At 69.3% G+C, this 22283-nt stretch carries 20 protein-coding genes and 1 pseudogene; 8 read left to right on the forward strand and 13 right to left on the reverse strand.

Annotated elements, in window-relative coordinates; all coding sequences use genetic code 11:
* Positions 1-4: 4 nt before the first annotated feature.
* From JAP66_RS24510 to JAP66_RS24520, 3 genes are all read right to left on the reverse strand, one after another.
* The gene (locus JAP66_RS24510) at positions 5-415 is read right to left on the reverse strand and encodes a YbaB/EbfC family nucleoid-associated protein (RefSeq protein ID WP_235999407.1); all 411 of its coding nucleotides are present in this window, start codon (positions 413-415) and stop codon (positions 5-7) included.
* 111 nt (positions 416-526) lie between these two features.
* Complete coding sequence (locus tag JAP66_RS24515; RefSeq protein WP_199434203.1) at positions 527-823, reverse strand: hypothetical protein; 297 nt, start codon at positions 821-823, stop codon at positions 527-529.
* A 35-nt stretch (positions 824-858) separates the two neighbouring features.
* Entirely contained in the window at positions 859-1407 is a 549-nt protein-coding gene (locus JAP66_RS24520) for a WXG100 family type VII secretion target (RefSeq protein WP_199434204.1), read from the reverse strand.
* A gap of 209 nt (positions 1408-1616) precedes the next feature.
* On the opposite strand from JAP66_RS24520, the gene eccCa reads away from it, so the two are divergent.
* The 3 genes from eccCa to JAP66_RS24535 are packed head-to-tail and all read left to right on the forward strand — an operon-like array spanning position 1617 to position 7250.
* Positions 1617-5591 carry a type VII secretion protein EccCa gene (gene eccCa, locus JAP66_RS24525; RefSeq protein WP_199434205.1) on the forward strand — a complete coding sequence of 1325 codons (3975 nt, stop codon included), beginning with the start codon at positions 1617-1619 and terminating at the stop codon, positions 5589-5591.
* Positions 5588-5932, forward strand: coding sequence for a hypothetical protein (locus JAP66_RS24530; RefSeq protein WP_235999408.1), 345 nt, complete (start codon positions 5588-5590; stop codon positions 5930-5932). The genes eccCa and JAP66_RS24530 overlap by 4 nt, the downstream gene beginning before the upstream one ends.
* Before the next feature lies 1 nt (position 5933).
* Positions 5934-7250, forward strand: a complete 1317-nt coding sequence (locus tag JAP66_RS24535) for a WXG100 family type VII secretion target (RefSeq protein ID WP_199434206.1) — start codon at positions 5934-5936, stop codon at positions 7248-7250.
* 598 nt (positions 7251-7848) lie between these two features.
* Here the strand turns inward: JAP66_RS24535 and JAP66_RS24540 are convergent.
* The 4 genes from JAP66_RS24540 to JAP66_RS24555 form a co-directional block, all read right to left on the reverse strand.
* Complete coding sequence (locus JAP66_RS24540; protein ID WP_199434207.1) at positions 7849-9108, reverse strand: hypothetical protein; 1260 nt, start codon at positions 9106-9108, stop codon at positions 7849-7851.
* Between the two features lie 394 nt (positions 9109-9502).
* Positions 9503-9772: a hypothetical protein gene (locus JAP66_RS24545; protein WP_199434208.1), complete on the reverse strand. Its 270-nt coding sequence runs from the start codon at positions 9770-9772 to the stop codon at positions 9503-9505.
* A gap of 34 nt (positions 9773-9806) precedes the next feature.
* On the reverse strand, positions 9807-10298 hold the full coding sequence (locus JAP66_RS24550; protein ID WP_199434209.1) for a biotin carboxylase N-terminal domain-containing protein: 492 nt from the start codon (positions 10296-10298) through the stop codon (positions 9807-9809).
* 45 nt (positions 10299-10343) lie between these two features.
* Positions 10344-11567 carry an acyl-CoA dehydrogenase family protein gene (locus JAP66_RS24555; protein WP_199434210.1) on the reverse strand — a complete coding sequence of 408 codons (1224 nt, stop codon included), beginning with the start codon at positions 11565-11567 and terminating at the stop codon, positions 10344-10346.
* A 180-nt stretch (positions 11568-11747) separates the two neighbouring features.
* Here JAP66_RS24555 and JAP66_RS24560 point away from each other — a divergent pair, with 180 nt between their 5' ends.
* Positions 11748-12587 carry an enoyl-CoA hydratase-related protein gene (locus JAP66_RS24560; RefSeq protein ID WP_199434211.1) on the forward strand — a complete coding sequence of 280 codons (840 nt, stop codon included), beginning with the start codon at positions 11748-11750 and terminating at the stop codon, positions 12585-12587.
* A 69-nt stretch (positions 12588-12656) separates the two neighbouring features.
* Positions 12657-13451: a TetR/AcrR family transcriptional regulator gene (locus tag JAP66_RS24565; protein ID WP_199434212.1), complete on the forward strand. Its 795-nt coding sequence runs from the start codon at positions 12657-12659 to the stop codon at positions 13449-13451.
* Between the two features lie 43 nt (positions 13452-13494).
* On the opposite strand, the gene JAP66_RS24570 is transcribed toward JAP66_RS24565, so the two are convergent.
* Together JAP66_RS24570 and JAP66_RS24575 are read right to left on the reverse strand one after the other, a co-directional pair.
* Entirely contained in the window at positions 13495-13977 is a 483-nt protein-coding gene (locus JAP66_RS24570) for a MaoC family dehydratase (protein ID WP_199434213.1), read from the reverse strand.
* 110 nt (positions 13978-14087) lie between these two features.
* Positions 14088-15374, reverse strand: a complete 1287-nt coding sequence (locus tag JAP66_RS24575) for an MFS transporter (protein WP_199434214.1) — start codon at positions 15372-15374, stop codon at positions 14088-14090.
* Between the two features lie 249 nt (positions 15375-15623).
* Here JAP66_RS24575 and JAP66_RS24580 point away from each other — a divergent pair, with 249 nt between their 5' ends.
* Complete coding sequence (locus tag JAP66_RS24580) at positions 15624-16646, forward strand: NADP-dependent oxidoreductase (RefSeq protein WP_199434215.1); 1023 nt, start codon at positions 15624-15626, stop codon at positions 16644-16646.
* Between the two features lie 123 nt (positions 16647-16769).
* Here the strand turns inward: JAP66_RS24580 and JAP66_RS24585 are convergent.
* The 4 genes and pseudogenes from JAP66_RS24585 to JAP66_RS24600 all read right to left on the reverse strand — a co-directional run.
* Positions 16770-17276 (reverse strand): annotated as a pseudogene (locus JAP66_RS24585) (SDR family NAD(P)-dependent oxidoreductase); the annotation flags it as partial.
* 52 nt (positions 17277-17328) lie between these two features.
* The gene (locus JAP66_RS24590; protein ID WP_199434216.1) at positions 17329-18360 is read right to left on the reverse strand and encodes a phosphotransferase family protein; all 1032 of its coding nucleotides are present in this window, start codon (positions 18358-18360) and stop codon (positions 17329-17331) included.
* On the reverse strand, positions 18353-19132 hold the full coding sequence (locus JAP66_RS24595; protein WP_199434217.1) for an SDR family oxidoreductase: 780 nt from the start codon (positions 19130-19132) through the stop codon (positions 18353-18355). Before JAP66_RS24595 ends, JAP66_RS24590 begins: the two co-directional genes overlap by 8 nt.
* A gap of 51 nt (positions 19133-19183) precedes the next feature.
* A complete protein-coding gene (locus JAP66_RS24600; protein ID WP_199434218.1) occupies positions 19184-20671 on the reverse strand; it encodes an AMP-binding protein in 1488 nt (495 codons plus the stop codon).
* A 123-nt stretch (positions 20672-20794) separates the two neighbouring features.
* Here JAP66_RS24600 and JAP66_RS24605 point away from each other — a divergent pair, with 123 nt between their 5' ends.
* Positions 20795-21820 carry a phosphotriesterase family protein gene (locus JAP66_RS24605; RefSeq protein ID WP_199434219.1) on the forward strand — a complete coding sequence of 342 codons (1026 nt, stop codon included), beginning with the start codon at positions 20795-20797 and terminating at the stop codon, positions 21818-21820.
* Positions 21817-22263, forward strand: coding sequence for a PaaI family thioesterase (locus JAP66_RS24610; RefSeq protein WP_199434220.1), 447 nt, complete (start codon positions 21817-21819; stop codon positions 22261-22263). Before JAP66_RS24605 ends, JAP66_RS24610 begins: the two co-directional genes overlap by 4 nt.
* The last annotated feature ends 20 nt before the right edge of the window (positions 22264-22283 follow it).

The following is a 22283-nucleotide window of genomic DNA, read 5'->3' on the forward strand; positions in this document are numbered from 1 at the left end:
GGCACTACGCGTCCGGGTCCCTGCCGTCACCGGCCATCACGGTGCCCTCGATCTTCTTGCCGAGCTGGTGCAGGAACGCGTCGGTGTGCACGTCGGTGCTGTCGCGCTTCGCCGTGGGCGGCAGGTAGTGGCGGGTGATCTCGAACAGCTCGTCGTGTGACTGTGCGACGGCGTCGCTGATTGTGTCCACAATGGCCTTCGCGAGCGCCTTGGAGTCCTTCGTGCGGTAGATCCGGGGGTCCAGGTAGAGGTCGCTGAGCTCGCCCCGGCCCACCACCGTGGCGCTGATCAGGCCATCCGGTGAGTCCGCGGTCACTTCGATGTCGGCGATCCTGGCCCTGATCTCGAGCAGATCGTCGCGCAGTTCCTCGTAGCCCGCCCTCGGTGTGGCGGCGTCGATCATCAGCCCTGCCATCATGTCTCCCTTCGCTCTCCGGCGGTTGCCGCCCAGTGCCACGGCCCCGAGCCGAGGCGGACGAATGTCCCGGTGCACTCGCGCGCACCGGGACATCCTCGGCGTGCGGCGTCACATACCCGAGCCGAGCCGCCCACACGAACGCTGCACCGCTGCCATGTTCTCGTGGTTGCAGCTCTGCACGCCCTGGTTCATCGCCTGCATCAGCTCCTGCCCCGCGGCCATCACCTGCTGGCAGGCCTTGCTGATCTCGGCGAACTGCCCACCCGCCTGGTCGAGCCAGTCGGCCTGCGTCATCCCCGAGGCCTGGCCCCAGGAGTCGATCGACTGCTGAACACCGTTGACGCAGCCGTTCATGTTGGCCGACAGGGCGTCCAGCGCGCCGAACATCGCGAGCTTACGCGTCATGGGTCACTCCCTTCCGTTTATCGTTGTGGTCCTGGTCAGAGGGCACGCAGCAGGCCGGCGAACGCGTAGGTCTCGGCCGAGGAGTCGCCCCCGCCGCCGCTCCCGCCACCATCGCCGCCGTCGTCGTCATCGTCCCCGTCGTCGCCTCCATCGGAGTCGCCGTCGCCAGAGCCGAGGTCGGACAGGTCCCCGCCACCGAAGCCGAAGCCCGAGTCACCGCCGCTGAGGCCGAGATCCGACCCGAACCCGCCGCCGAAGCCGAACCCGCCGAGTCCGCCACCGCCGAACGCGCCGTCGCCGACGCTGTTGAAGCCCGCGGCACCCTGCTGGTCCACATCGATGTAGTCGTTCATCGCGAACCTGGTGTCCTGCCCGAGTTTCTCGAGCTTCTGACACAGGTTGCGAATCGCCATGTCCCACTTCTTGTGCGCCACCAGCAGCGCCTGGGACTGCTCCATGTTCCACTGCCCGGGAATCACGGAGTTCACCTCGCCCTCCAGCCGGCCGCGGTGCCCTTCGATCTCCTGAACGACCACCGCTGCCATCTGGACCACACGGGCCAGTGTGTCTGTGTTGGCGTCCATCAGACCGCCGCCACCAACGAACACAGCCTTCTCCTTTCCGTTCGCACGGCTTGCGCCGTTCCGTGCCCGCGACACCGGCGGACATGCGCTGAGCTAACCGCGTCCGCGCCGCGAACAGGCTCGTGCGGCACGTTCCTGCCACGACGCAGCGGGCCGCGGCGACGGCGCCGAGAATCACTGGGGTCGAAACTCGCGCGAAGGGCATGGTGATGGGCGCCGTTGTTGTACGCAGACCGGTTCGCAGGCCGGCTCCGGAAACCCCCGGGGGCGAGCTCATCCTGGACTCCCCGCCCGAGATCCCGCGTCCGGGAGGCAGGCAATGGACGCAGCTGCTCATGGTGATCCCGATGATCGCCATGATGGCCGCGATGATGCTGCTGTTCTCGGGGAGCTTCGGCGGCAGCTCCAGCGTGCTGCGGCTGGTGGTCATGGGGCTCTTCGGCCTCGGAATGCTCGGCATGCTCGGGATCGCCCTGCTCAACTCGTCCGGGCCGGGCAAACGGGAGATGGGACAGCACCGAAGGGACTACCTCCGGCATCTGGGACAACACCGCATCCGGCTCACCCGCGCCATCCACCGGCAGCGGGACGCCCTGGTCTACCTGCATCCGGAACCGGCGTCGTTGCTCTCGCTCGTGGCGAGCTACCGGCTGTGGGAACGCAGGCCCTCCGACGCCGACTTCGGGGTCGCCCGGATCGGCGTCGGGCCACAACGGCCGGCGATCACGCTCGTTCCACCCGAGGCCAAGCCCCTGGAGCAGCTCGAGCCGCTGTCCGCGCTGGCGCTGCGCCGCTTCCTCACGACGTACACGGCCGTTCCCGGGCTGCCGCTGGCCATGGCCGTCAACGGGTTCAGCCGGGTCTACGTCCGGGGAGACCACGCCCGCGCGGCGGCGCTGGTCCGCGCAGTGCTGTCGCAGCTCGCGTCGTTGCAGACCCCTGACGATCTCCGCGTCGCGGCCTGCCCTGGTGCGGCCGCGCAGGCGCGGTGGGACTGGCTCAAGTGGCTGCCACACGCGCTGCACCCGGAACGGACGGACGCCGTCGGGCCGCTGCGGCTCGTCGCACCGTCGATCGTCTCGATCGAGGCGATGATCGACGATCTGCTCGGCAACCGCGGGCGGTTCGATCCCGCCGCCGACCACCGCGACACGCTGCCCCACATCGTGGTGGTCGTGGACGGTGGGTCCACCGCGGGCTCCGACAGCCTGCTGGCCGAGGGCGGGCGCGAGGGGGTCACGGTGATCGACGTCGGCGCGACGCCGCCGCGCGCGCTCGATCCCGCCACGATCGTGCTGCGCGTGGCTGAGGACGGCGCGCTGACTAGCGAGACCATCGAGGGCGCGGCCGAGCTCGGCTGGGCCGACGCTCTCGACATACCCGCGGCGGAAGGCATCGCCCGTCAGCTGGCACCGCTGCGTGCAAGCGCGGACAGGCGCGGTGACGCGCCGATGAGCACCGACCTCGACCTCGCCGAGCTGCTCGATATCGGCGACCCGCGTGCGTTCGACCCGGCAGGCACGTGGATCCAGCGGCCGACCAAGGACCGGCTGCGGGTCCGGTTCGGCGTCCGCACCGACGGGACACCCGTGGAGCTTGACCTCAAAGAGTCCGCCTTGGATGGTATGGGCCCGCACGGCCTGCTCGTCGGGGCGACCGGTTCCGGCAAGAGCGAACTGCTGAGGACCATCGTGCTGGCGCTCGCCGTGTCGCACCCGCCGAGCTCGCTGAACTTCGCACTGGTCGACTTCAAGGGCGGCGCCACCTTCGCCACGCTGGACAAGCTGCCGCACACCAGCGCCGTCATCACCAACCTCGCCGACGAGCTCCACCTTGTGGATCGCATGACCGACGCGATCAACGGCGAACTGCTGCGCAGACAGGAACTGCTGCGCGCGGCGGGCAACTTCTCCTCGCTGCGCGACTACGAGCGGGCCAGGGCGACCGGCGCTCCGCTGCCGGAGGTACCCACCCTCCTCGTGATCTGTGACGAGTTCAGCGAGCTGCTGTCCGCCAAACCCGACTTCATCGACATGTTCGTCCAGATCGGCCGGGTGGGCCGGTCACTCGGCGTGCACCTCCTGCTGGCCAGCCAGCGCCTCGACGAAGGCCGCCTGCGAGGTCTGGAGACGCATCTGTCGTATCGCATCGGCCTGCGCACCTTCTCGGAGCTGGAGAGCAGGGCCGTGCTCGGTGTCGGCGACGCCTTCAGGCTGCCCCGCGCACCCGGTCATGGGTTCCTCAAATGCGACAACGACTCGCTGATCCGGTTCCGCTCCGCCTACGTCTCGGGCGCGCTGCGCGCTCCCGACGCGGGACTCGCGGGCACCGGTGACGACGCTGCTCTCGACCTGCTCGCCTACTCGACGCGGTACCTCCCGCCCGCGCTCGAGACCGAGGACACCGACGACGAGCCGCACGACGAGGAGGCGGCCGTCGGCGAGAGCCTGCTCGACGTCCTCGTCGAGCGCATGCGCGGGCGCGGCACACCGGCCCGTCAGGTCTGGCTGCCGCCGCTGGACGCGTCGCCGACACTCGACCACCTGCTGCCGAACCTCGTCCAGAGCGACGACCGTGGCTTCTCCTCGGCGCACGAGCGGCTGGCCGGCCGCCTGCGCGCGATCGTCGGTGTCGTCGACCGTCCGCTGGAGCAGCGCCGCGACCCGCTCGTGCTGGACCTGTCCGGATCAGCCGGTCACGTGCTGGTGATCGGAGGGCCGCAGTCGGGAAAGAGCACCGCGTTGCGGACGATCATCACCAGCCTCGCGCTGACCCACACACCCCGCGAGGTGCAGTTCTACTGCCTCGACTTCGGCGGCGGGACGCTCAACTCCGTTCGCGACCTCCCCCACGTCGGCGGGGTCGCGGGAAGGCAGAACGCCCCGGCGGTGCGCAGGACGATCGCCGAGGTTCGGGGCCTGATCGCGCGGCGGGAGCGCGCGTTCGCCGAGCACGATGTCGACGGGATGGCGGCCTACCGGCGGCTGCGGCGGAAACGCGACGGCGGTGACGCCTGGGGTGACGTGTTCCTCGTCATCGATGGGTGGGCCACCTTGCGAACCGAGTTCGAGGAGCTGGAGGCCGCGGTCGCCGACATCGCCGCCCGCGGCCTCTCCTACGGCGTCCACGTGGTGGTGTCGGCGGCACGGGCGTTCGACCTGCGCATGAACATCAGGGATCTGTTCGGCAGCAAGCTCGAACTGCACATCGGCGATCCGGTGGACAGCATCGTCGATCGGGCGTCGGCCATCAAGGTTCCCGAGGACGCCCCGGGGCGCGGGGTGACGATGACCAAGCACCAGCTGCTGGTCGCGCTGCCGCGCATCGACGGCGTGAGCGCTCCGGACGACCTCGCGAGTGGGCTGCGCGCGCTGGTGGGCATGGTGTCGTCGGCCTGGCACGGCCCACCGGCTCCGGCGGTGCGCCTTTTGCCCACCACCTTGCCGTACGCCGAGCTCGCCGGCGCACACGACGCGGCGGCACACCGTCTTGCCGTCGGGATCGCCGAGCACGACCTCGCGCCCGTGCGGCTGGAGTTCGCGTCGGACCCGCACCTCGTGCTCCTCGGCGACACCGAGTCGGGCAAGACGGCCTTCCTTCGTTCGCTGGCCCGCGCCATCACCGAAAGCTACGAAACCCGGCGCGCGAGGCTGATCGTGATCGACCACCGGCGTGGCCTGCTCGGCGACGTCGAGTCGGAGCACCTCATCGGCTACGGCACCGATCGGGACTCGACGTCGGTGTTGATGCGGCAGGTCGCCGAGGAGATGACGGTCCGCCTTCCCGGTAAGAAGGTCACCCGGGAACAGTTGCGTGACCGCAGCTGGTGGAAGGGACCCGAGCTGTTCGTCCTGATCGACGACTACGACCTCGTCGCAGGTCAGCTGGACAACCCGTTCCTGCCCATTGCCGATCTCCTGCCGCAGGGACGTGACATCGGTCTGCATGTGGTGCTGGCCCGCCGCACGGGTGGCGCGAGCCGGGCGTTGTTCGAGCCGTTCATCTCGCGGCTGCGCGACATCGGCTCACCGGGTCTGCTGTTGTCCGGCGACAAGGACGAGGGTCCGCTGTGGGGCGGGCTCAAGCCCGAGGTGCTCCCGCCCGGCAGGGCGTGGCTGGTGGGCAGGCGGCACGCGCCGCAGCTCGTGCAGCTGGGCTGGGTGCCCAAGAACGAACACCGATGATCGGAGAATCCATGTGCGAGACACGGCACGCGATGCACGGAGACCCGGAGGCCATGCGGCAGTTCGCCGAGCAGCTCGCCGGGCTGAGTGCGCCCGAAGCGATCGCCCCGCCACCGCCGGCGCAGGTGTGTGAGGGCGGCTCCCAGGCGTGCGCGGCGTTAGCGGCCGCCGACCTGCTCGCGACGCTGCGGCTCACGGACTTTCTCGCCGAAACCGGTGAGGCGATCGAGACGCTCCGGACGGCCGCAGCGGTGGCGGCCGAGGACTATCTCACCACCGACCAGGCAGGCGTGCGCGCAGTGACGGGCGCGGTGGCCGGCGTTGTCCTCGTGGAGGACTGACGTGGACGATGGGGACTATTACGCGCGTCTTCCCGCCATGGTCCAGTACGCCGTCGGCGACGTGGAGGCGCACACTCACCTGGCCCGTGCCGAGCGAGCCAGCCGGATGTGGCGGGCCGTCGCGGAGGAGCTGAGCACGCTCGCGCACTCGTTGCGCCGCGAGCTCGACTGCCTGCGGGCGAGCTGGAGGGACGCGACCGGCGCCGAGTTTGTCCGCCGGGCCACGGAGCGCCACGCCGCGGTCGAGGACGTGCTCGCGAGGATCCTGGAACACCGGCCGTGGCTGGCCCTCGACGACCTCGCCAGGCAGCTGTTGCTGACCCGTGCCCGGCTCGCCGGTACCGCGGAGCACGCCACGGCGGATGCCCGCGACGACGCGGCCGAGCACCTGCGGGAGCTCGACCGCTACTTCCTGGCCGCCGCGGACGCGGTGTCCGGTGCGGCGGGCGGACACGGACACTCCGCCGGGAACCACACTCTCCGAACCGGCATCGGTGAGGACGCGTGCTGCGCGGAGCCCGCCGACGCCCTGCCGACGCTCGCCGGATCCGCCAGACCGGACCTGCTGCCCTCCGTACCGCTGGGGCCGGGCGCCGCTGCGCCGTTGCCGCCGGGCACCCTCGCGATGCCGGGCCTCGTCGCGGTCCCGCCCGGCTCCCTCGCCCACGGCGCTCGGCCCCGCCACGGCCGCTCCCCCGCGACCTCGGAGTCGCGGCCCGCGCACGCGGGTGGGGGCTTCGATCCGAGCGCCCTCGTCGGCGGCGAGCTCGGTGCGGGCGCACCCGGCCCGGGCACCGCGCCGGGAGGTTCGCTGCCCGGTGCGACGGCCCCGGACGTCCCGCCACGGATCGACCAGGCCGCGAGGCCGGTGCCGCTGTCGGGACCGCCGTCCGCGCCGGAAGCGCCGCAGCCGCCGGCCAGTGCCGGCGCGAGCGGCGCGGGATCGTCGGCGGCCACCGGCTTCGGCCGGATGATCCCGCCCATGATGATGCTGCCGATGGCACCGGGCGCGGGCCGGACGGCCGCGGGCCGCTCCGGATCCGCGCGGTCGCTGGAGGACACCGAGCGCACTGCGAAGAAGCCGGCGGCGGCGCCGGGCGTGCCGGCGCGACTGCGCGGCAGATCGGCGGTGGGCGACCCGGCGGCGAGCGGCGTACGCCCCATCGCCACGTCCGGCGCACGGCCCAGCACGCCGCAGCCTGCCGAGCAGTACCCGCTCGATCGCGAGGTCTGGCAGGTCACTAACACCGGCGGCATGTCCCCCTTGCAGCCACAGGCCGTGGAAGAGCCGCCCCGGCTCCGTCGCCGACGGCAGTGACCCGCTCTCCCCCGACCCGAACACGAGGTACTCATGAGCAAGAGGACGATCGCGCCGCTGACCGCCGTGCTGGCACTCGTGCTGGCAGGCTGCTCGCAGCAGAGCGACGACCAGGGCACGCGCCACGACAGCTCGCCGCCGGCGAGCCCGTCCCCGGCTGCTACCACGACGACGTCGGTGAGCACCGACAACACGCGCTTCGTCTGCCAGACCGCGGACGCCGCGGCGTTCGATCAGCTCCTTGCCACGAGCCTCGCCGTCGCCGGCGACACGAAGGGCCCGGCGTTGCGGGCCGGTGTCGCGACGAGTTACCGGGATTTCGCGGACCGACTGTCCCAGGCCAGGACTCGTCGTCGACTTCGGCCCCGCGGAAGCACGGTGGAACGCCGCACGCGACGCCGCCGAGAAGATCTGCGGGCACCCCCTCCCCCGGCTCGACGATTGACCGGGCGGTGCGCTCGCCGCCGACGAGGGCCAAGCCCGCGCGGGCCTCACCCCTCGAATTCGACGACCTGACGCACCTCGACGTAGCCGTATCCGGCGGTCGGGATACGAGAGGCCACCCAGCCTTTCGGCGTACACCGAAAGGCTGGGTGGCTCACGTCGTCGACAGGTCCAGGACCGCCGCAGTGCCGGTCGTCACCTTGACCGAGAAGACGACGGTCTCCTCGCCCGTCCCGAAGCGCGCGGTACCGGGGCCGCTGAGCCGGATCAGGCCGCTGCCGTTGACGATCCACACGGTCCCGTCACTCACCGCGGTCGTGAACCGGCTTCCTCGGACGGTGACGTCGACCGGCGCGGACACCGCGATCTGGCAGGTACCGTCCTGGCAGGCCGCGATCTTCCGGCCGTCCCGCGCGGACGGCAGGGTCGTGGCCGGGGGTGCCGACAACGGCGCGTCGATCGACTCGCACCGTGGCGCGAGGTCGTAGGCGTCGGCCAGGGCAGGGTGCCTGCGGGCGAGGCCGGGCAGATTCGGCCCGGCAGGCACGACCGCGGCAACGGTGCGGGCCGCCTGCCGCGCCTGCGCCCGGAGCTGTTCGAGGGGAACGTCGAACGAGGACAGCATGGGCGCGTCCCGCGGTAGCCGCGCCCTGGCCCTTCGCAGACCGGACAGCAGGTTCGAACGGTAGGCGTCGGCCTCGGCGATCCGGGTCCGGGGCAGGTCCGCGAGCGGCTCGGTCAGTGACTCCACTTCGGAGGGAACGGAGGAGAGGTAGTTCGAGAGCTCCATGCTCTCGAACTGCGCGAAGCGCGGATCCTTGAGCAGGTCGTCGCCCGGTTCCGGCAGCGTCGCGATCGACTCCGTCGTCGCGCACAGGGTGTCCGCCCAGCGGACCAGGTCGCGGGTCGCGCTCGTGGAGAGCGCGGGCGGCCGCTTCAGCGGACGACAACCGGGAGCGAGGTGGTAGGACGTCCTCAACGCCCGGGAGCGCGCAACCAGCCGGGCAAGCTTCGGCTGCTGCCGGCCAACCCGCTCGACAAGGGCCGTGACTCGAGCCGCAGGGAGCTGTTCGGGAGCCTCACTGTCCGGTAGCTGGTCCTTGAGCTTGCCGAGGGCTCGCGCCAGGTCGCTCACGTAGGCGTCGGCCTGCTTGACGCCGGAAGGCTCGAGCGCGTCGAACGCGGCCAGCACACTGTTCACCTGCGTCGCGACCTGCGTGGCGTAGTACGAGGATCCGGCGTGGGAGCGAAGCTCGTCCACGACGTTCACGTTGGCGCAGACGGCGTCCGACCACGCGACGAACGCCCTGCTCGGCGGCCGGTCCTGCGGGTCGCGGCGCGGTTGCTCGGTCGCCGAGCAGCCCGCGAGGAGGACGAGGCCGGCGATGAGCGCGGCGGCCGGGCGCGTTCGCATCAGGAGTATCCTTTCCGGTCTTCCATTCGTGCCGACGCTAGCGGCGTCACCGCGCGCGATGGCGGGCCGTGACACGAACCTGCCACGCCACGCCCGGCCGTTCGGGGTACTGGCGAGTCGCCGGCGTCCCTACCGGGAACTCCGCCACCTGATACCCGTCGAGGTGGGAGGGCAGTCAATGTGGAACTCGTTGTTCACCCAGCGCCCGGCAGCGCCGGCGCGAGGCCGGCGAGATGGCTGAACTCACCGTCCAGCAGCGCGGGCCGATCCACCCGCTCGCCGACCACCATGGGGCCATCCTGCGCCCGACCCTGGCCCCCGCATCCCGTGACCAGCACACCGCGCGGGGACGACCGCCGAGCATCCGACTGCGGCACCGGCGTGCCGTCCAGCTCTACCCGGACGTGCTGCCCTCGTCGCGGCGCGCCGACGCTGCCCGCCGCGCATCTGCGAGAGCAAGACGCCGCCGGAATCCATCGCTCGCCTCGACCTGCTCGACACGAGTGAACAACCACAACCGCATCCGTGGCGCGTTACGGCCGCCGGGGTTCGGCGCCGTGTCATCGGGCGTCCCCAGCAACGCCTTGATCATGGTCTCGGTCCATCCGCGGTCCTTGAGTTCGGGCGCGGCGATGTAGGGACGGCAGCGATCTCTCCAGCTCATGACCTCCAGTGCAGCCCACATGCGGGGTCGGTGTTTACGGGCGCACCGTGATGCATACCGCGCCCGCCCCCGCCTTGAGCATCACGGGCCCGTGCTCCGCGGCGAACGACCGCGTCTCGGCGACCGTGGCCGGACCTGCGGTCCCTGGAAGCACCGGGACACCGGCCTGCTCGGCGAAGTCACGCGCCGCCGACTTCTCACCGAACAGCTCGAGCACCTCGGCACTCGGACCGATGAACGTGAGCCCCGCATCGCGGCAGCCACGGGCGAACCCGGCGTTCTCGCTCAGAAAGCCGTAGCCCCGATGGACCGCGCTGCAACCGGCGTCGCGTGCGGCGCCGATCAGCGCATCGATGTCGAGATGCGCGGCGGTGCCCACGCCGGGCAGCGCCATCGTCTCATCGGCGGCGTCGACGTGCCCTGAGGCGGCGTCATCCGCCGGGTAGACCGCCACGGCGCGCATGTCGAGCTCGCGCACGGCACGCGCGATCCGCACCGCGATCTCCCCGAGGTTGGAGATCAGCACTGATTACATGAGTTGACACTAACGTCAGCGTCGATCGCCGGCCGCTTACGCCGAGGGGCGCCACTCGGGGTCTCGACGGCGCAGCTCGGTGATAGCGATGGTCCGCTTGTGAACCTCGTCGGGCCCGTCGGCGAGCCGCAGGGTGCGCAGGTGTGCATACAGCCAGGCCAGCGGGAAGTCGTCGCTGACCCCGCCACCACCGTGGACCTGGATGGCGCGGTCGACGACCCGCAGTGCCATCTCCGGCGCGGCGATCTTGATCCCGGCGATCTCGATCCGCGCATCCTTGTTGCCGACGGTGTCCATCAGGTGAGCTGTCTTGAGCGTGAGCAGACGGGCCATCTCGATGTCGATGCGCGACTCGGCGATCCAGTCCTGGACGTTGGCGCGGTTGGCTACGGCACTCCCGAATGTGACCCGCTGTTGCGCGCGGTCGATCATCAGGTCCAGCGCCCGCTCGGCCATGCCGACCACCCGCATGCAGTGGTGGATGCGGCCCGGCCCGAGACGAGCCTGACTGATCATGAAACCGTCACCCTCACCGGCGAGCAGCGCGGTGGTCGGCACCCGCACGTCCTCGAAGAGGATCTCCGCGTGCCCCTCGCGGTCGGCGTAGCCGAAGACGGGGAGGTTGCGCACCACGGTGATGCCCGGGGTGTCGAGCGGGACGACCATCATGCTCTGCTGGCGGTGCTCCGGCGCGTCCGGATCGGTCTTGCCCATGACGATCAGGACCTTGCAGTTCTTGTGCAGGGCGTTGGAAGCCCACCACTTCCGTCCGTTGAGGACGTACGTGTCGCCGTCGCGCTCCATGCGGAGCTCGATGTTGGTGGCATCCGAGCTGGCGACGGCGGGCTCGGTCATCGCGAACGCTGACGCGATCTCGCCCGCCAGCAGCGGCTTGAGCCATTCCTCCTTGTGCTCCTCGGTGCCGAAGAGGGTCAGCACCTCCATGTTGCCAGTGTCGGGAGCGTTGCAGTTGGTCGCCTCGGGTGCCAGCTCCGGACTCCGGCCCATGATCTCGGCCAGATGTGCGTAGTCGAGATTGGACAGCCCGGGGCCCCACTCGGGGTGCGGGTGGAAGAGGTTCCACATACCCCGCTTGCGGGCCTCGGTCTTGAGTTCCTCGAGGATCGGCGGGTGAAAGTGCGGGGCGCCGGACTCCACCATCTGGGCCCGGTAGAGCGACTCGGCCGGGTAGATGTGCTCGTCCATGAACGCGAGCAGCTTCTCCCGGCAGTCCCGGCCGCGCGGGCTGGGCTCGAACATGACGCCTTCCTCTCTGCTGTGCTGCGCTGAGTCTTAGGTGTTCAGGACGCCCGCCGCGGCTGGGAATCCTCACCATAGTTGGCGCCGACGTCAGTTTCAAGTACGTCATTGAACATGAGTTCGGCCTCAAGTACGGTGGGCGACGCACCGAACTGAGTTGCCCGACACGGAGGTCACGCGATGACGCAGAATCCGACCCAGGAGACCGACGCGAGCGCGGCGCCCGTCCTGGCAGAGCGCCGCGGTGGCGTCCTCTTCCTCACCCTGAACCGGCCAGACCGCCTCAATGCCTGGACCGACGAACTCGAGGACCGCTACTTCGCCCTGCTCGACGAGGCCGAAGCCGACCCCGAGGTGCGGGCGATCGTCGTCACCGGAGCGGGACGCGGGTTCTGCGCGGGCGCCGACATGGACAACCTGGCCCTCATCGCCAACACCGACGAGGGCCCGAACGTGGCTCGGCCCCGTCCGCGGGCGCACCCGCTGACCATTCGCAAGCCGCTGATCGCGGCCATCAACGGCGCCGCCGCCGGGCTCGGCCTGGTCGAGGCGCTCTACTGCGACATCCGATTCGCCACGCCCGAAGCCAAGCTCACCACGTCGTTCGCCCGACGGGGCCTGATCGCGGAGTACGGCATCGCCTGGATTCTCCCCCGCCTCGTCGGACCGAGCCGGGCCCTGGACCTGCTGCTGTCCGGGCGCGTCGTCCAGGGCGAGGAAGCACGAGCCATGGGCCTGGTCGACCGCATCGTGGACGCGGACGGCCTACTCGACGCGGCGGTCGAGTACGCCACCGAGCTGGCCACGCTCTGCTCGCCGACGTCGATGAGCATCATCAAGCGCCAGGTGCAGCGCGCGCTCGACGCCGACTTCGCACAGGCGGTCGCCGAGGCCGACCGGCTGCTGGTGGAGTCACTCGGCCGCCCGGACGCCGCCGAAGGCCTGGCCAGCTATATGGAACGCCGCGCACCCGCCTTCGCGCCCGCCGATCTCGAGTCGGTCCCGCGTGGCGCCGAATAGCGCTGGCACGATACGGGCCCACAGCACCGGAATCAGACATGGCATCAACATCGAGTTAGACTGACCGTCATGTCTCGATCCACCGCGCGTTCCGCTTCGGCACGTCGAAGTGTCGCCGATCAGATCTCGAACCAGCCGAAACGCGAACCACCACGCACACAGCGGGGTGCGCGGACGCGCGCCAAGCTGGTCACGGCGGCACGGACGGTGTTCGAACGGGACGGCTATCTGGATGCTCGGCTGACCGACATCGCGGCCGAAGCCGGAACCGCGTCAGGCTCCTTCTACACCTACTTCACGGGCAAGGAGGAGGTGTTCGCCGCGGTTATCGAAGAGGTCCAGGATGAAATGCTGCATCCGCACGTTCGTCAGGTGGCCGAAAGCGACGACCCGGTGGCCGTGATCGAGGCGAGCAACCGTGCGTACCTGAAGTCGTATCGCCGGAACGCGCGACTGATGCACCTTCTCGACCAGGTCGCCAGCATCGACGAGAACTTCCGCGAGGTACGCCGCCAACGCGGGGCCGCGTTCGTGCAGCGCAACGCGCAGAGCATTCGCGACCTACAGGAACGAGAACTCGCCGACCCGGGGGTCGACGCCGAACTGGCCGCCGGCGCACTGTCGAGCATGGTCGCCCGAGTCGCATACGGCACCTATGTCCTCGGCGACGACTGGAAGTTCGAGGAACTCGTCACGACACTGACCCGACTCTGGGTGAACGCGCTGCGTATCCCCACCGCCGATCCACGGTATTCCATCGAGAACTCAGGTACGAAGAACTCGGCGTCGAAAAAGCGTCAGGCGACCACCAAGAAGGCGCCAGCGCCCAAGAGAAACCGGGCCACGAGCCGCAAGGCCGGTTAGGTCGGCCCGCCTCGCCGGCTGAGCCGGGCCGCGAGGGCGGGAATCAGGCGCCTTTCTCCACGACGCGCGCGAGGGATTCCGCGATCACGACCGGCTTGTCGCCGCCCTCGCATTCGAAAGCCTGGGAACTGCGCACCTGGATACCACCGCTGACCTGCTCGACGGCGACCACGGTGAGCCGCATACGCACCCGGGAACCCACCGGAACGGGCGCGGGAAACCGCACCTTGTCGTATCCGTAGTTGAGGCTGTGCGCGAACCCATCGAACGACAGTAGGCGATACGAGAACGCGGGCCCGAGCGACAGGCTGTACAGCCCGTGCGCGATGGTCGTGCCGAGCGGGCTCGCCGCCGCCCGCTCGGGGTCCACGTGGATCCACTGGTCGTCGCCGGTGACCTCGGCGAACGCGTCGACGCCCTGCTGTATCACGTCGTGCCACTCGGTCGGGCCGAGCTCTGTGCCGACGAGTTCCTGAAGGTCGGAATAAGACGTGGGGCGCACCGGCAAAGCAACGGTATCGGTCATGACAGGGTCATCCTTCCTGGGGACGCCGTCCTCGATGCGTCGACGCTCTGGACCAAAAACACCGCACACACATGCCACAGAACTCCGCAAACACATCGCATGAGAGATCCCTAACCGGAAACGGCATCGAGCTCGGGTTCGGCGCCGCCGGCCTCCCTGCGCCGAAGCACACCGGCCAGGGCCGCGACCAGCGGGACACTGAGCACCATCGCGGTAGCCAGCACGTAGAAGCCGCTCAACGAACTTCCCGTCAGGCTCTCCGCGATACCGAAGGTGTAAGGCCCGACGAATCCGCCGGTCAGCCCGATCGTGTTGACGAAAGCCAGTGCCGCGGCGGCGACCACGCCGGACACGCGCGCCATCACCACCGACCAGATGACCGGCTGGATGCCGACGACGAAGAACATCGTCGCGCTCAAGGCCAACACCTGGACCAAGACGCTCCCGGCGAACAGGAACGCGACACACGACGCAAGACTCCCGAGCACCGCGGCCACGATGAAATGAGGCTCGCGGCCCAAGCCGAACCGCTTGTGCAGCTGCGGGATGACGATGATGCCGATCAGCGGACCCAGCGAAATGAGGCCGGCGAGGAGACCGATCATCACCAGACCGTCGGCGCCCAGCGCGCTGGCGACCGCCGGGATGTAGTAGGTCGCACCGTATGTCGCGATCTGGTTGAAGAACCAGATCAAGGCGACCACCACGATCACCAGACTCCCGAACGCCAACCGCAGATCGTCACGCAGCCTCCGCTCGCCTGTGGATTGAGCGCTGCCCGCGCTGTCGGTGATCGCACGTGCTTCATCCGAAGTGAGCCATCGAGCGCTGTGCGGACCGTCCGGAAGCTTGAGCCAGACGAGAAGGCCGACGACCACCGTCACCGCGCCTTCCACGAGGAACAGCCACTGCCAGCCGTGCAGCTGTGCGACACCGTCCATTTGCATCAGCAGTCCACCCGCGACGTTGCCGAGCGCGAACGCACTGGTGGATGCGATGAGCATCAGGCCGACGATGGTCGAGCGGTCCCGCTGCGCGAACCAGACGGTGATCATGTACATCAGGCCCGGATACAGGCCGGCTTCGGCCGCTCCGAGCAGGAACCGCAGCAGATAGAAGGACCATTCGTTGCTGATGAACATCATCGCAGCCGTCAGCAGGCCCCACGTGATGCCGATGCGGGCGATCCATCTACGGGGGCCAACCCGGTGCAGGATGAGGTTGCTCGGCACCTCGAGCAGGGCGTAGCTCACGAAGAAGACACCGGCGCCGAATCCGTACGCCGCCGCGCCGATGCCGACGTCGGTCTCCAGCTGTTCCTTGGCCAGGGACACATTCGCGCGGTCCAGGAAGGCCATGAAGTAGATGCCCATCATCAGCGGCACCAGCCGCTTCAACGCCTTCGCCTTGCCGCTGCTGTAGAGAGCTGTAGTGCTCATCGCCTGGCCCTTCAGGGGACTCGAACCCCGCAACCGGAGACCCATAGTTGACGTCGAGTTCATATTCAGGCAACAGTGTGCCGCCGCTCACACCGCCCGTCAAGGCAAAGTTGAATCCGTTATCGAGTTCATCTATCGTCGATGTTCGCCGAACGGCACAAGAGGACCTCGTTCGGCCACAGCCGCATCGCCGAGGCAGGAGCGCGCATGACATCCGAGACCCGCCAAGTCCGCCTCGCGAACCGGCCGATGGGCATGCCGGACGAGGCGACCTGGTCGCTGGCCACCGAGGAACTTCCGTCGATCACCGAAGGGCAGCTCCTCGTCAAGGTGGACTACATCTCGATCGACCCCGCGATGCGCGGTTGGCTCAACGACGTTCGTTCCTATCTGCCGCCGGTGCAGATCGGCGAGGTGATGCGCTCGCTCGACATCGCGACCGTCGTCGGGTCCGCCCATCCCGATTTCGCCGTGGGCGATGTCGTCAGCGGCATGTTCGGCGTCACCCAGTACGCGGTGTGCGACGGTGCGGACGCGCAGAAGGTCGACGTCGCTACCGCCCCGGCACCGACGTGGCTCGGCACGCTCGGGATTCCGGGGATGACGGCGTACTTCGGCCTGCTCGACGTCGGCAAGCTGAAGGCGGGCGAAACGGTGGTCGTCTCCGCCGCTGCCGGCGCCGTGGGCAGTGCGGTCGGACAGATCGCCAAGGCACGCGGCGCGACGGTGGTCGGGATCGCGGGCGGGCCCGACAAGTGCCGCATGCTCACTGACGAACTCGGCTTCGATGCCGCGGTCGACTACCGGAACGAGAACGTACTGCGCAGGCTGCGCGAGGTCGTTCCGGACGGGATGGACGTCTACTTCGACAACGTCGGCGGCGACACCCTTGATGCCGCTCTCGCGAATCTGCGACACGGAGCGCGCGTCGTGATCTGCGGTGGAATATCCGCGTACAACGAGGAGAAACTACCGCCGGGACCGTCGCGCTACATGTCACTGCTGGTCTTTCGGGCCAGCATGACCGGGTTCGTCGTGTTCGACTACGCCGAGCGGTACGCCGAGGCGACCGAGCAGATCTCGGCGTGGCTCGCCGACGGCCTGATGCAGGCCAGGGAGCAGATCGTCGAAGGCGGGGTCGAGAAGTTCGGCGAGTGCCTGAACATGCTCTTCACCGGTGCCGGCACCGGCACCGGCACCGGCACCGGAAAACTCATCCTCGCGGTATAGGTTGTCAGCCACCATGGGCGCCCCAAGGCACTTTAGTAGCGCCCACCCGCCAGCCCTCACGGACACGCCGGCGCGTGGCTGCGTTCAAGGCAACTGAAGTGCCCGGGGCATGCGGCTCGGTCCCTCGGGCTTGCCGGAACGGTTGACCGGGATCTGCGCCACCATCGCCCGCACGAGCTCGTCGAAGTCCATGCCCACCCGCTCGGCGGTGGCCGCGGTCATCCCGGTTTCGATGACAGGTTCACGATCCGGCCGAACTCGGCCTCGACCATGTACCCCTGCACGGCGCGTGCCACGAGGAACGAGCCCCGCAGATGCACGTCGAGCACCGTGTCCCAGTCGTCGGCGGTCATCTTGAACAGCGGGTTCTCCCGGAGCACGCCCGCGTTGTTGACCAGCGCGGTCGGCGGTTCGTCACGCACCCGCTCGACGGCCCCGGTGACGGCCGTCGGAGACATCCGGGACGACGGCGATCGCCTTCCCGCCGTCGGCGGTGAGCGCGTCCACCGCGACACGGCACGCCGACTCGTCCAGGTCCAGGACGGCGAACGCCATGCCGTCGGCGGCCGGCCTCGCCGCGGCTGCCCGGCCGATGCCCCGCGCGGCGCCGGTCACGATCGCGCTGCGCATTCCGCCGCTCGCTCGTTCTCCTTCTGAGTAATGCCTGCGTATGCCGTGCCGCTCAGATCCCCGCGGCGGCGGCCATCTTGTCGGCGCGCTCGATCAGTTCGTCGACGTAGTCGACGGTCGCGCCCGCGGCGGCTGCCTTGTTCCGGGGTTCGTCGATCGACCTGCGCAGGACGCCTTCGGCGATGATCGCGATCTTCCAGAGGCCGAGGGCGTGCCAGAAACCCAGCGCTGCCGTGTCGCGCCCGCTGGCTTCGACGTACTCGGCCACCAGCTCGTCACGACCGGGGAAACCGTCCACGGCGGACAGTGCGTGCTCACCGGGTTCCGACTCCGCTCGTTCGGGCCAGTAGGCCAGCAAGGTCCCCAGATCGGCGAGCGGGTCGCCGAGTGTGCACAGCTCCCAGTCCAGTACCGCCGCGACGTCGGCATCGGGCGAGGTGATCACGTTGCGGAGGTGGAAGTCGCCGTGTACCAGGCTCAGCTCGTGCTGGTCCGGGACGGCGGCGGTGAGCCTTCCGGTCAGCTCGTCCAGCTTCGGCTGATCGCGTGTTCGCGACCTTTCCCACTGCCCGGACCACCGCTTCAGCTGGCGCCCCGCGTACGGCTTGTGGCTAGCCAGGTCGACCAGGCCGGTGGCGTCCAGGTCGACCCGATGAACGTCGGCGAGCGTGCGGGCGAGGGAAAGACCGATCGAGCGGCGCTGGGCCGGCTGCCACGTTTCCGCGGCCGGCAGCGTGTCGACGACAAGCCCGTCCACGAACTCCATGAGCACCAGCGGCGCATTGGAGACGGCCGGGTCATGGCAGACGCCGTACACCTCGGGCACCGGGACGTCCGTGCCCTCCAGCGCGGCGAGAATGCGAGCCTCCCGTTGCACGTCGTGCGCCGAGGCGAGCAGCTCGCCCAGTGGTGGGCGGCGCAGCACCCAGGTGCGTGCGGTGTCGTCGCGGACGAGGAACGTGAGGTTCGACTGGCCCAGGCCGATCCGTTCGAAACGCAAGTCTCCGGTGACGTCGAAGCCCAGCGAGGTGATCCACTGCGCTGCCGCACCTTCGTCGATCCCGACGGCGCCCACGTCAGACACCAGCCGCCACCCGCTTCCGATCCGAGGCATCCCCGAGCAGTGCGCCGCCGTCGATCGTCAGGGTCTCGCCGGTGATCCACGAGGCCGCGTCGCAGGCCAGGAACGCCACGGCGGAACCGATGTCGGCGGGCTCGCCGATCCTGCCGAGCGGGAACGAGTTGCTGAGCGCGTCTTCGTGGTCGCGCCACAACGCCTCGGCCAGGCGGGTACGCACCACGCCCGGCGCGATGGCGTTGGCGCGCACATCGGGCGATAGCTCGAAGGCGAGCTGCTTGGTCAGGTGGACCAGCGCCGCCTTGGACGCGTTGTAGATGCCGAGGTCGGGCTCGACGACGAAGCCTCCGAGCGAGGCCGTGTTGATGACCGAGCCTCCCCCGTCGCCCAGCCCCGCGCCCACGGCGAGCGAGGTCCACAGCACGGGAGCCCACAGGTTCACGTCGAAGGTCTTGGCGAACCGCGCGTGGTCCTGATCGATCACCGGCCCGTAAGCGGGATTCGTGCCGGCGTTGTTGACTAGGATGTCGATGCCGCCGAACTTCTCGGTGGTGAACGCCATGCACTGTCGCGCCGCGTCCTCGTCCACGGCGTGGGCGCCGAAGCCGACGGCGTCGCCGGTGAACTGTTGCGCCGCGGCGTCCGCGGATTCCTGTTCGCGCGCCGTCAGCACGACGCTCGCGCCCGCACCGGCGAGCGATCGGGCGATCGCCAGGCCGATGCTCCGTGACGCCCCTGTCACTATCGCCGTCTTTCCGCTCAGGTCGAGCCCGCCCATGTCGGCACACCTCACATACATCGTGCTCAATGTTGCTTCAGGAAATCCGCTTCATCCGGCCGATGGCGTCGTGAATCCGGTTAGGTCGATCGACCGCTTCTGGATCTTTCCGGTCGTCCCCCTTGGCAGGGCATCGACGAGCCGGAAGGCGCGCGGGACCTTGTACGGAGACAGCCGTTTCTTCGTCCACAGCCTCAGCTCGGCCAGGTCCATCTCCGCTCCGGGACGCGGGGCGATCACCGCCCCCACCTCCTGGCCGTAGTGGTCGTCCGGCACGCCGACCACGGCGACCTCCACGATGTCGGGATGCTCGTAGAGCACCTCCTCGACCTCGCGGGGGTACACGTTGTGGCCTCCGCGGATGATCATGTCCTTCACGCGGTCGACGATCCGGATGTCCCCATCGGCGTCCCGGGTCGCAAGGTCTCCTGTGCGCAGCCAGCCGTCGGTCAACGTGGCGTCGTCGGGGCGGTTCCAGTAGCCCTTCATGACGACCGGGCCCTGGACGAGCACCTCGCCCACCTCGCCAACGCCCACGTCGACGCCGCCCGGGTCGACGATGCGCACCTGCACGCCCGGCAGCGGGATGCCGACCGCACCCGGCTTGCGGACCCGGTCCAGCCCGTTGAACGTGGCCGCGCCCGTCGTCTCCGTCAGGCCGTAGCCCTCCAGGATGATGCATCCGAACCGGTCGGCGAACGCGCGCATCACCTCAGCGGGCAGCGACGCACCGCCCGAGCCCGCCAACCGCAGCCTGCTGAAGTCGTGTGAGCCGGTTTCCCCCTGCAGCAGCGCGTTGTACATCGTGGGCACCCCGAAAAGGACGGTGACCCCGTCCCGCCCGATCAACTCGAGCAGATCTCCGGCATCGAACCGGGGCAGTAGCGACACGCTGATCCCGGCGCGCAGCGCGGTGCCGATCACCACAGCCTGGCCGAAGATGTGGTACAGCGGCAGCGCGGTGCCGAACACGTCCCGGTCCTCGACCCGGAGCACGTCGGCGAAGATCTCCGCGCATGCCACCAGATTGGCGTGGGTGAGCTCGGCGCCCTTGGGACGCCCCGTGGTGCCCGAGGTGTAGAGGATCACCGCCGTGTCCTCCGGCTCGGCCGGATACGGGGTGACCGGTTCGGTGGTCACGTCGGTCAGGCCCGGCCGCAAGGTCCGGAACGGCACACCTGCCGCGACGGCTGCCTGCTCGGCGGCGGGGCCTGCGTCGTGCCAGGCCAGCACCGACGCGCACGCGGCGTCGTCCATCAGATGGTCGAGCTCGTGCCGGGTCGACGACGGGCTGGCCGCGACCACGATCGCGCCCGCCGCGTGCGCACCGAGGTAGGCGGCGACGAACTCCGGAACGGTGGGTACGACGAGCAGCACTCGATCTCCGGGCAGGACTCCGCTCTCGGCAAGGCAACCCCCGAGCGCCGCCGCACGGTCACGGAGGAACCGGTAGCTCCATGCACCGTCAGGCCCGCGTAGCGCGACGCGGTCGGGCTCGGCGTCCACGCACCGCCATACCGACTCCGCAGTGGTAGCCATCGTCAGTCTCGCTTCCTCGCGACGTTGGGACAATCTCTACCCGATATTGAAGCCAGATTCAAGTTCAGATACCGTCGCCGGTGTCCGCGCACCACCTTTCAACAGGTGAGGAGAGCAGCGTTTATGCCCAGCATCCCGACATACACCGACGACGTCGATGTCGATGCCCTCGGAACCACCCTCATGCACGAGCACATCTTCGTTCGGATTCCCGATCTTCAGGAGTTCTTTCCCGGCTTCCAGGGCTGGGACGAGGCGACGGAGATCGCGAACGCCCGGGCGCATCTCGGCGCGCTCAACGACCTGGGCATCGGCACGATCGTCGACCTGACGGCCCCCGCCCTCGGTCGCGACGTCCACCGGGTCGCCCGCGCAGTGGACGGCAGCGGGATGCAGGTCGTCTTCTGCACCGGGTACTACACGTGCACCACGTTTCCGTTTCAGTACCGCGGCCCCGGCAAGCTCGTCATAGACGATCCGCACGGCGACTTCCTGGTGTCACTGCTCGCGCGGGACATCGAGGAGGGCATCGAGGACGCCGGAATCCGTGCCGGAATCCTGGAATGCGCCACCGATGAACCCGGCGAGACGTCCGACGGGAAGCGCGTGTTGCGGGCGGTCACCCGGACGCGCCTGCGTACCGGAGTACCGATCTCCACCCATACGCACGCCCTGTCCCGGCGCGGGCTGGAGCAACAGCGGATCTTCCGGCAGGAGGGCGTCGACCTCGGTTGCGTCGTCATCGGCCACTGCAACGAGACGACCGACCTGGGCTATCTCGAGCAGTTGGTCGACAATGCGTCCTATCCTGGCTGGGACGAGTGCGGGCTGGGCATCGTCCTCGGGTTGGACGAGCAGGTGGACACACTCGCCGAACTCTGCAGGCGCGGGTACGCCGACCGGATCGTGCTTTCCCACGACCGTCACTGCACGTCGGACTGGTTCCCCGAGGACCGAGTCGGTGAGACCGCTCCACAGCGGACGTACGACTACGTCTACAGCGGCGTCCTGCCCGGACTGCTGGAACACGGCATCACCGAGGACCAGGTCGAGCAGATGCTGCTGCGGCACAACCCGCGGGACATCTTCTCGGGCGGGGCCGCCGACCGCACCCCCGCCGCCGACCCGATGCAGGAGCCCACGCGATGACGGCCGAACCGGCTGCGGCCGATCCCGACTTCGCACAAACCGTGAAGGGTGCGGTGCTGTCGATGCCGGCGGCCAAGCACCTGGGTTTCGAGTTCGCGTGGTTGGAGCCGGGCGCGGTCGAGATCGTTCAGCCGCACCGCGACGAGCTCACCCAGCACGACGGCTTCATTCAGGGCGGCGTACTGGGCTCGCTGGCGGACTTCGCCGGGGGCTCCGCGGCGGGCACGCTCCTGCCGCCAGGATGGGTGAACATGACGATCGACTACACGGTGAAGCTGCTGGCGCCCGCAAAGGGCGAGTGGATCGTCGCGCGTGGCCGGGTCATCAAACCGGGGTCCCTGGTGACGGTCGCGGCCGCCGACGTCTTGGCGGTGAACGGCACCGGCGAGACACTCTGTGCCACGGCACTGGTGACCATGCGCAACGTCCAGCCTGCCGGCTGAGCCCAGCGACCCGTCGTCCC

Origin of the sequence: Qaidamihabitans albus (assembly GCF_016464705.1) — a bacterium.
Taxonomy (GTDB): Bacteria; Actinomycetota; Actinomycetes; order Mycobacteriales; family Pseudonocardiaceae; genus Qaidamihabitans; species Qaidamihabitans albus.

Excerpts from the sequence above, each read along its gene's own strand:
- JAP66_RS24510 (WP_235999407.1), bottom strand. The coding sequence starts at position 415 with ATGGCAGGGCTGATGATCGACGCCGCCACACCGAGGGCGGGCTACGAG.
- JAP66_RS24515 (WP_199434203.1), bottom strand. The coding sequence starts at position 823 with ATGACGCGTAAGCTCGCGATGTTCGGCGCGCTGGACGCCCTGTCGGCC.
- JAP66_RS24520 (WP_199434204.1), bottom strand. The coding sequence starts at position 1,407 with ATGGACGCCAACACAGACACACTGGCCCGTGTGGTCCAGATGGCAGCG.
- eccCa (WP_199434205.1), top strand. The coding sequence starts at position 1,617 with ATGGGCGCCGTTGTTGTACGCAGACCGGTTCGCAGGCCGGCTCCGGAA.
- JAP66_RS24530 (WP_235999408.1), top strand. The coding sequence starts at position 5,588 with ATGATCGGAGAATCCATGTGCGAGACACGGCACGCGATGCACGGAGAC.
- JAP66_RS24540 (WP_199434207.1), bottom strand. The coding sequence starts at position 9,108 with ATGCGAACGCGCCCGGCCGCCGCGCTCATCGCCGGCCTCGTCCTCCTC.
- JAP66_RS24545 (WP_199434208.1), bottom strand. The coding sequence starts at position 9,772 with ATGAGCTGGAGAGATCGCTGCCGTCCCTACATCGCCGCGCCCGAACTC.
- JAP66_RS24555 (WP_199434210.1), bottom strand. The coding sequence starts at position 11,567 with ATGTTCGAGCCCAGCCCGCGCGGCCGGGACTGCCGGGAGAAGCTGCTC.
- JAP66_RS24560 (WP_199434211.1), top strand. The coding sequence starts at position 11,748 with ATGACGCAGAATCCGACCCAGGAGACCGACGCGAGCGCGGCGCCCGTC.
- JAP66_RS24565 (WP_199434212.1), top strand. The coding sequence starts at position 12,657 with ATGTCTCGATCCACCGCGCGTTCCGCTTCGGCACGTCGAAGTGTCGCC.
- JAP66_RS24570 (WP_199434213.1), bottom strand. The coding sequence starts at position 13,977 with ATGACCGATACCGTTGCTTTGCCGGTGCGCCCCACGTCTTATTCCGAC.
- JAP66_RS24580 (WP_199434215.1), top strand. The coding sequence starts at position 15,624 with ATGACATCCGAGACCCGCCAAGTCCGCCTCGCGAACCGGCCGATGGGC.
- JAP66_RS24595 (WP_199434217.1), bottom strand. The coding sequence starts at position 19,132 with ATGGGCGGGCTCGACCTGAGCGGAAAGACGGCGATAGTGACAGGGGCG.
- JAP66_RS24600 (WP_199434218.1), bottom strand. The coding sequence starts at position 20,671 with ATGGCTACCACTGCGGAGTCGGTATGGCGGTGCGTGGACGCCGAGCCC.
- JAP66_RS24605 (WP_199434219.1), top strand. The coding sequence starts at position 20,795 with ATGCCCAGCATCCCGACATACACCGACGACGTCGATGTCGATGCCCTC.
- JAP66_RS24610 (WP_199434220.1), top strand. The coding sequence starts at position 21,817 with ATGACGGCCGAACCGGCTGCGGCCGATCCCGACTTCGCACAAACCGTG.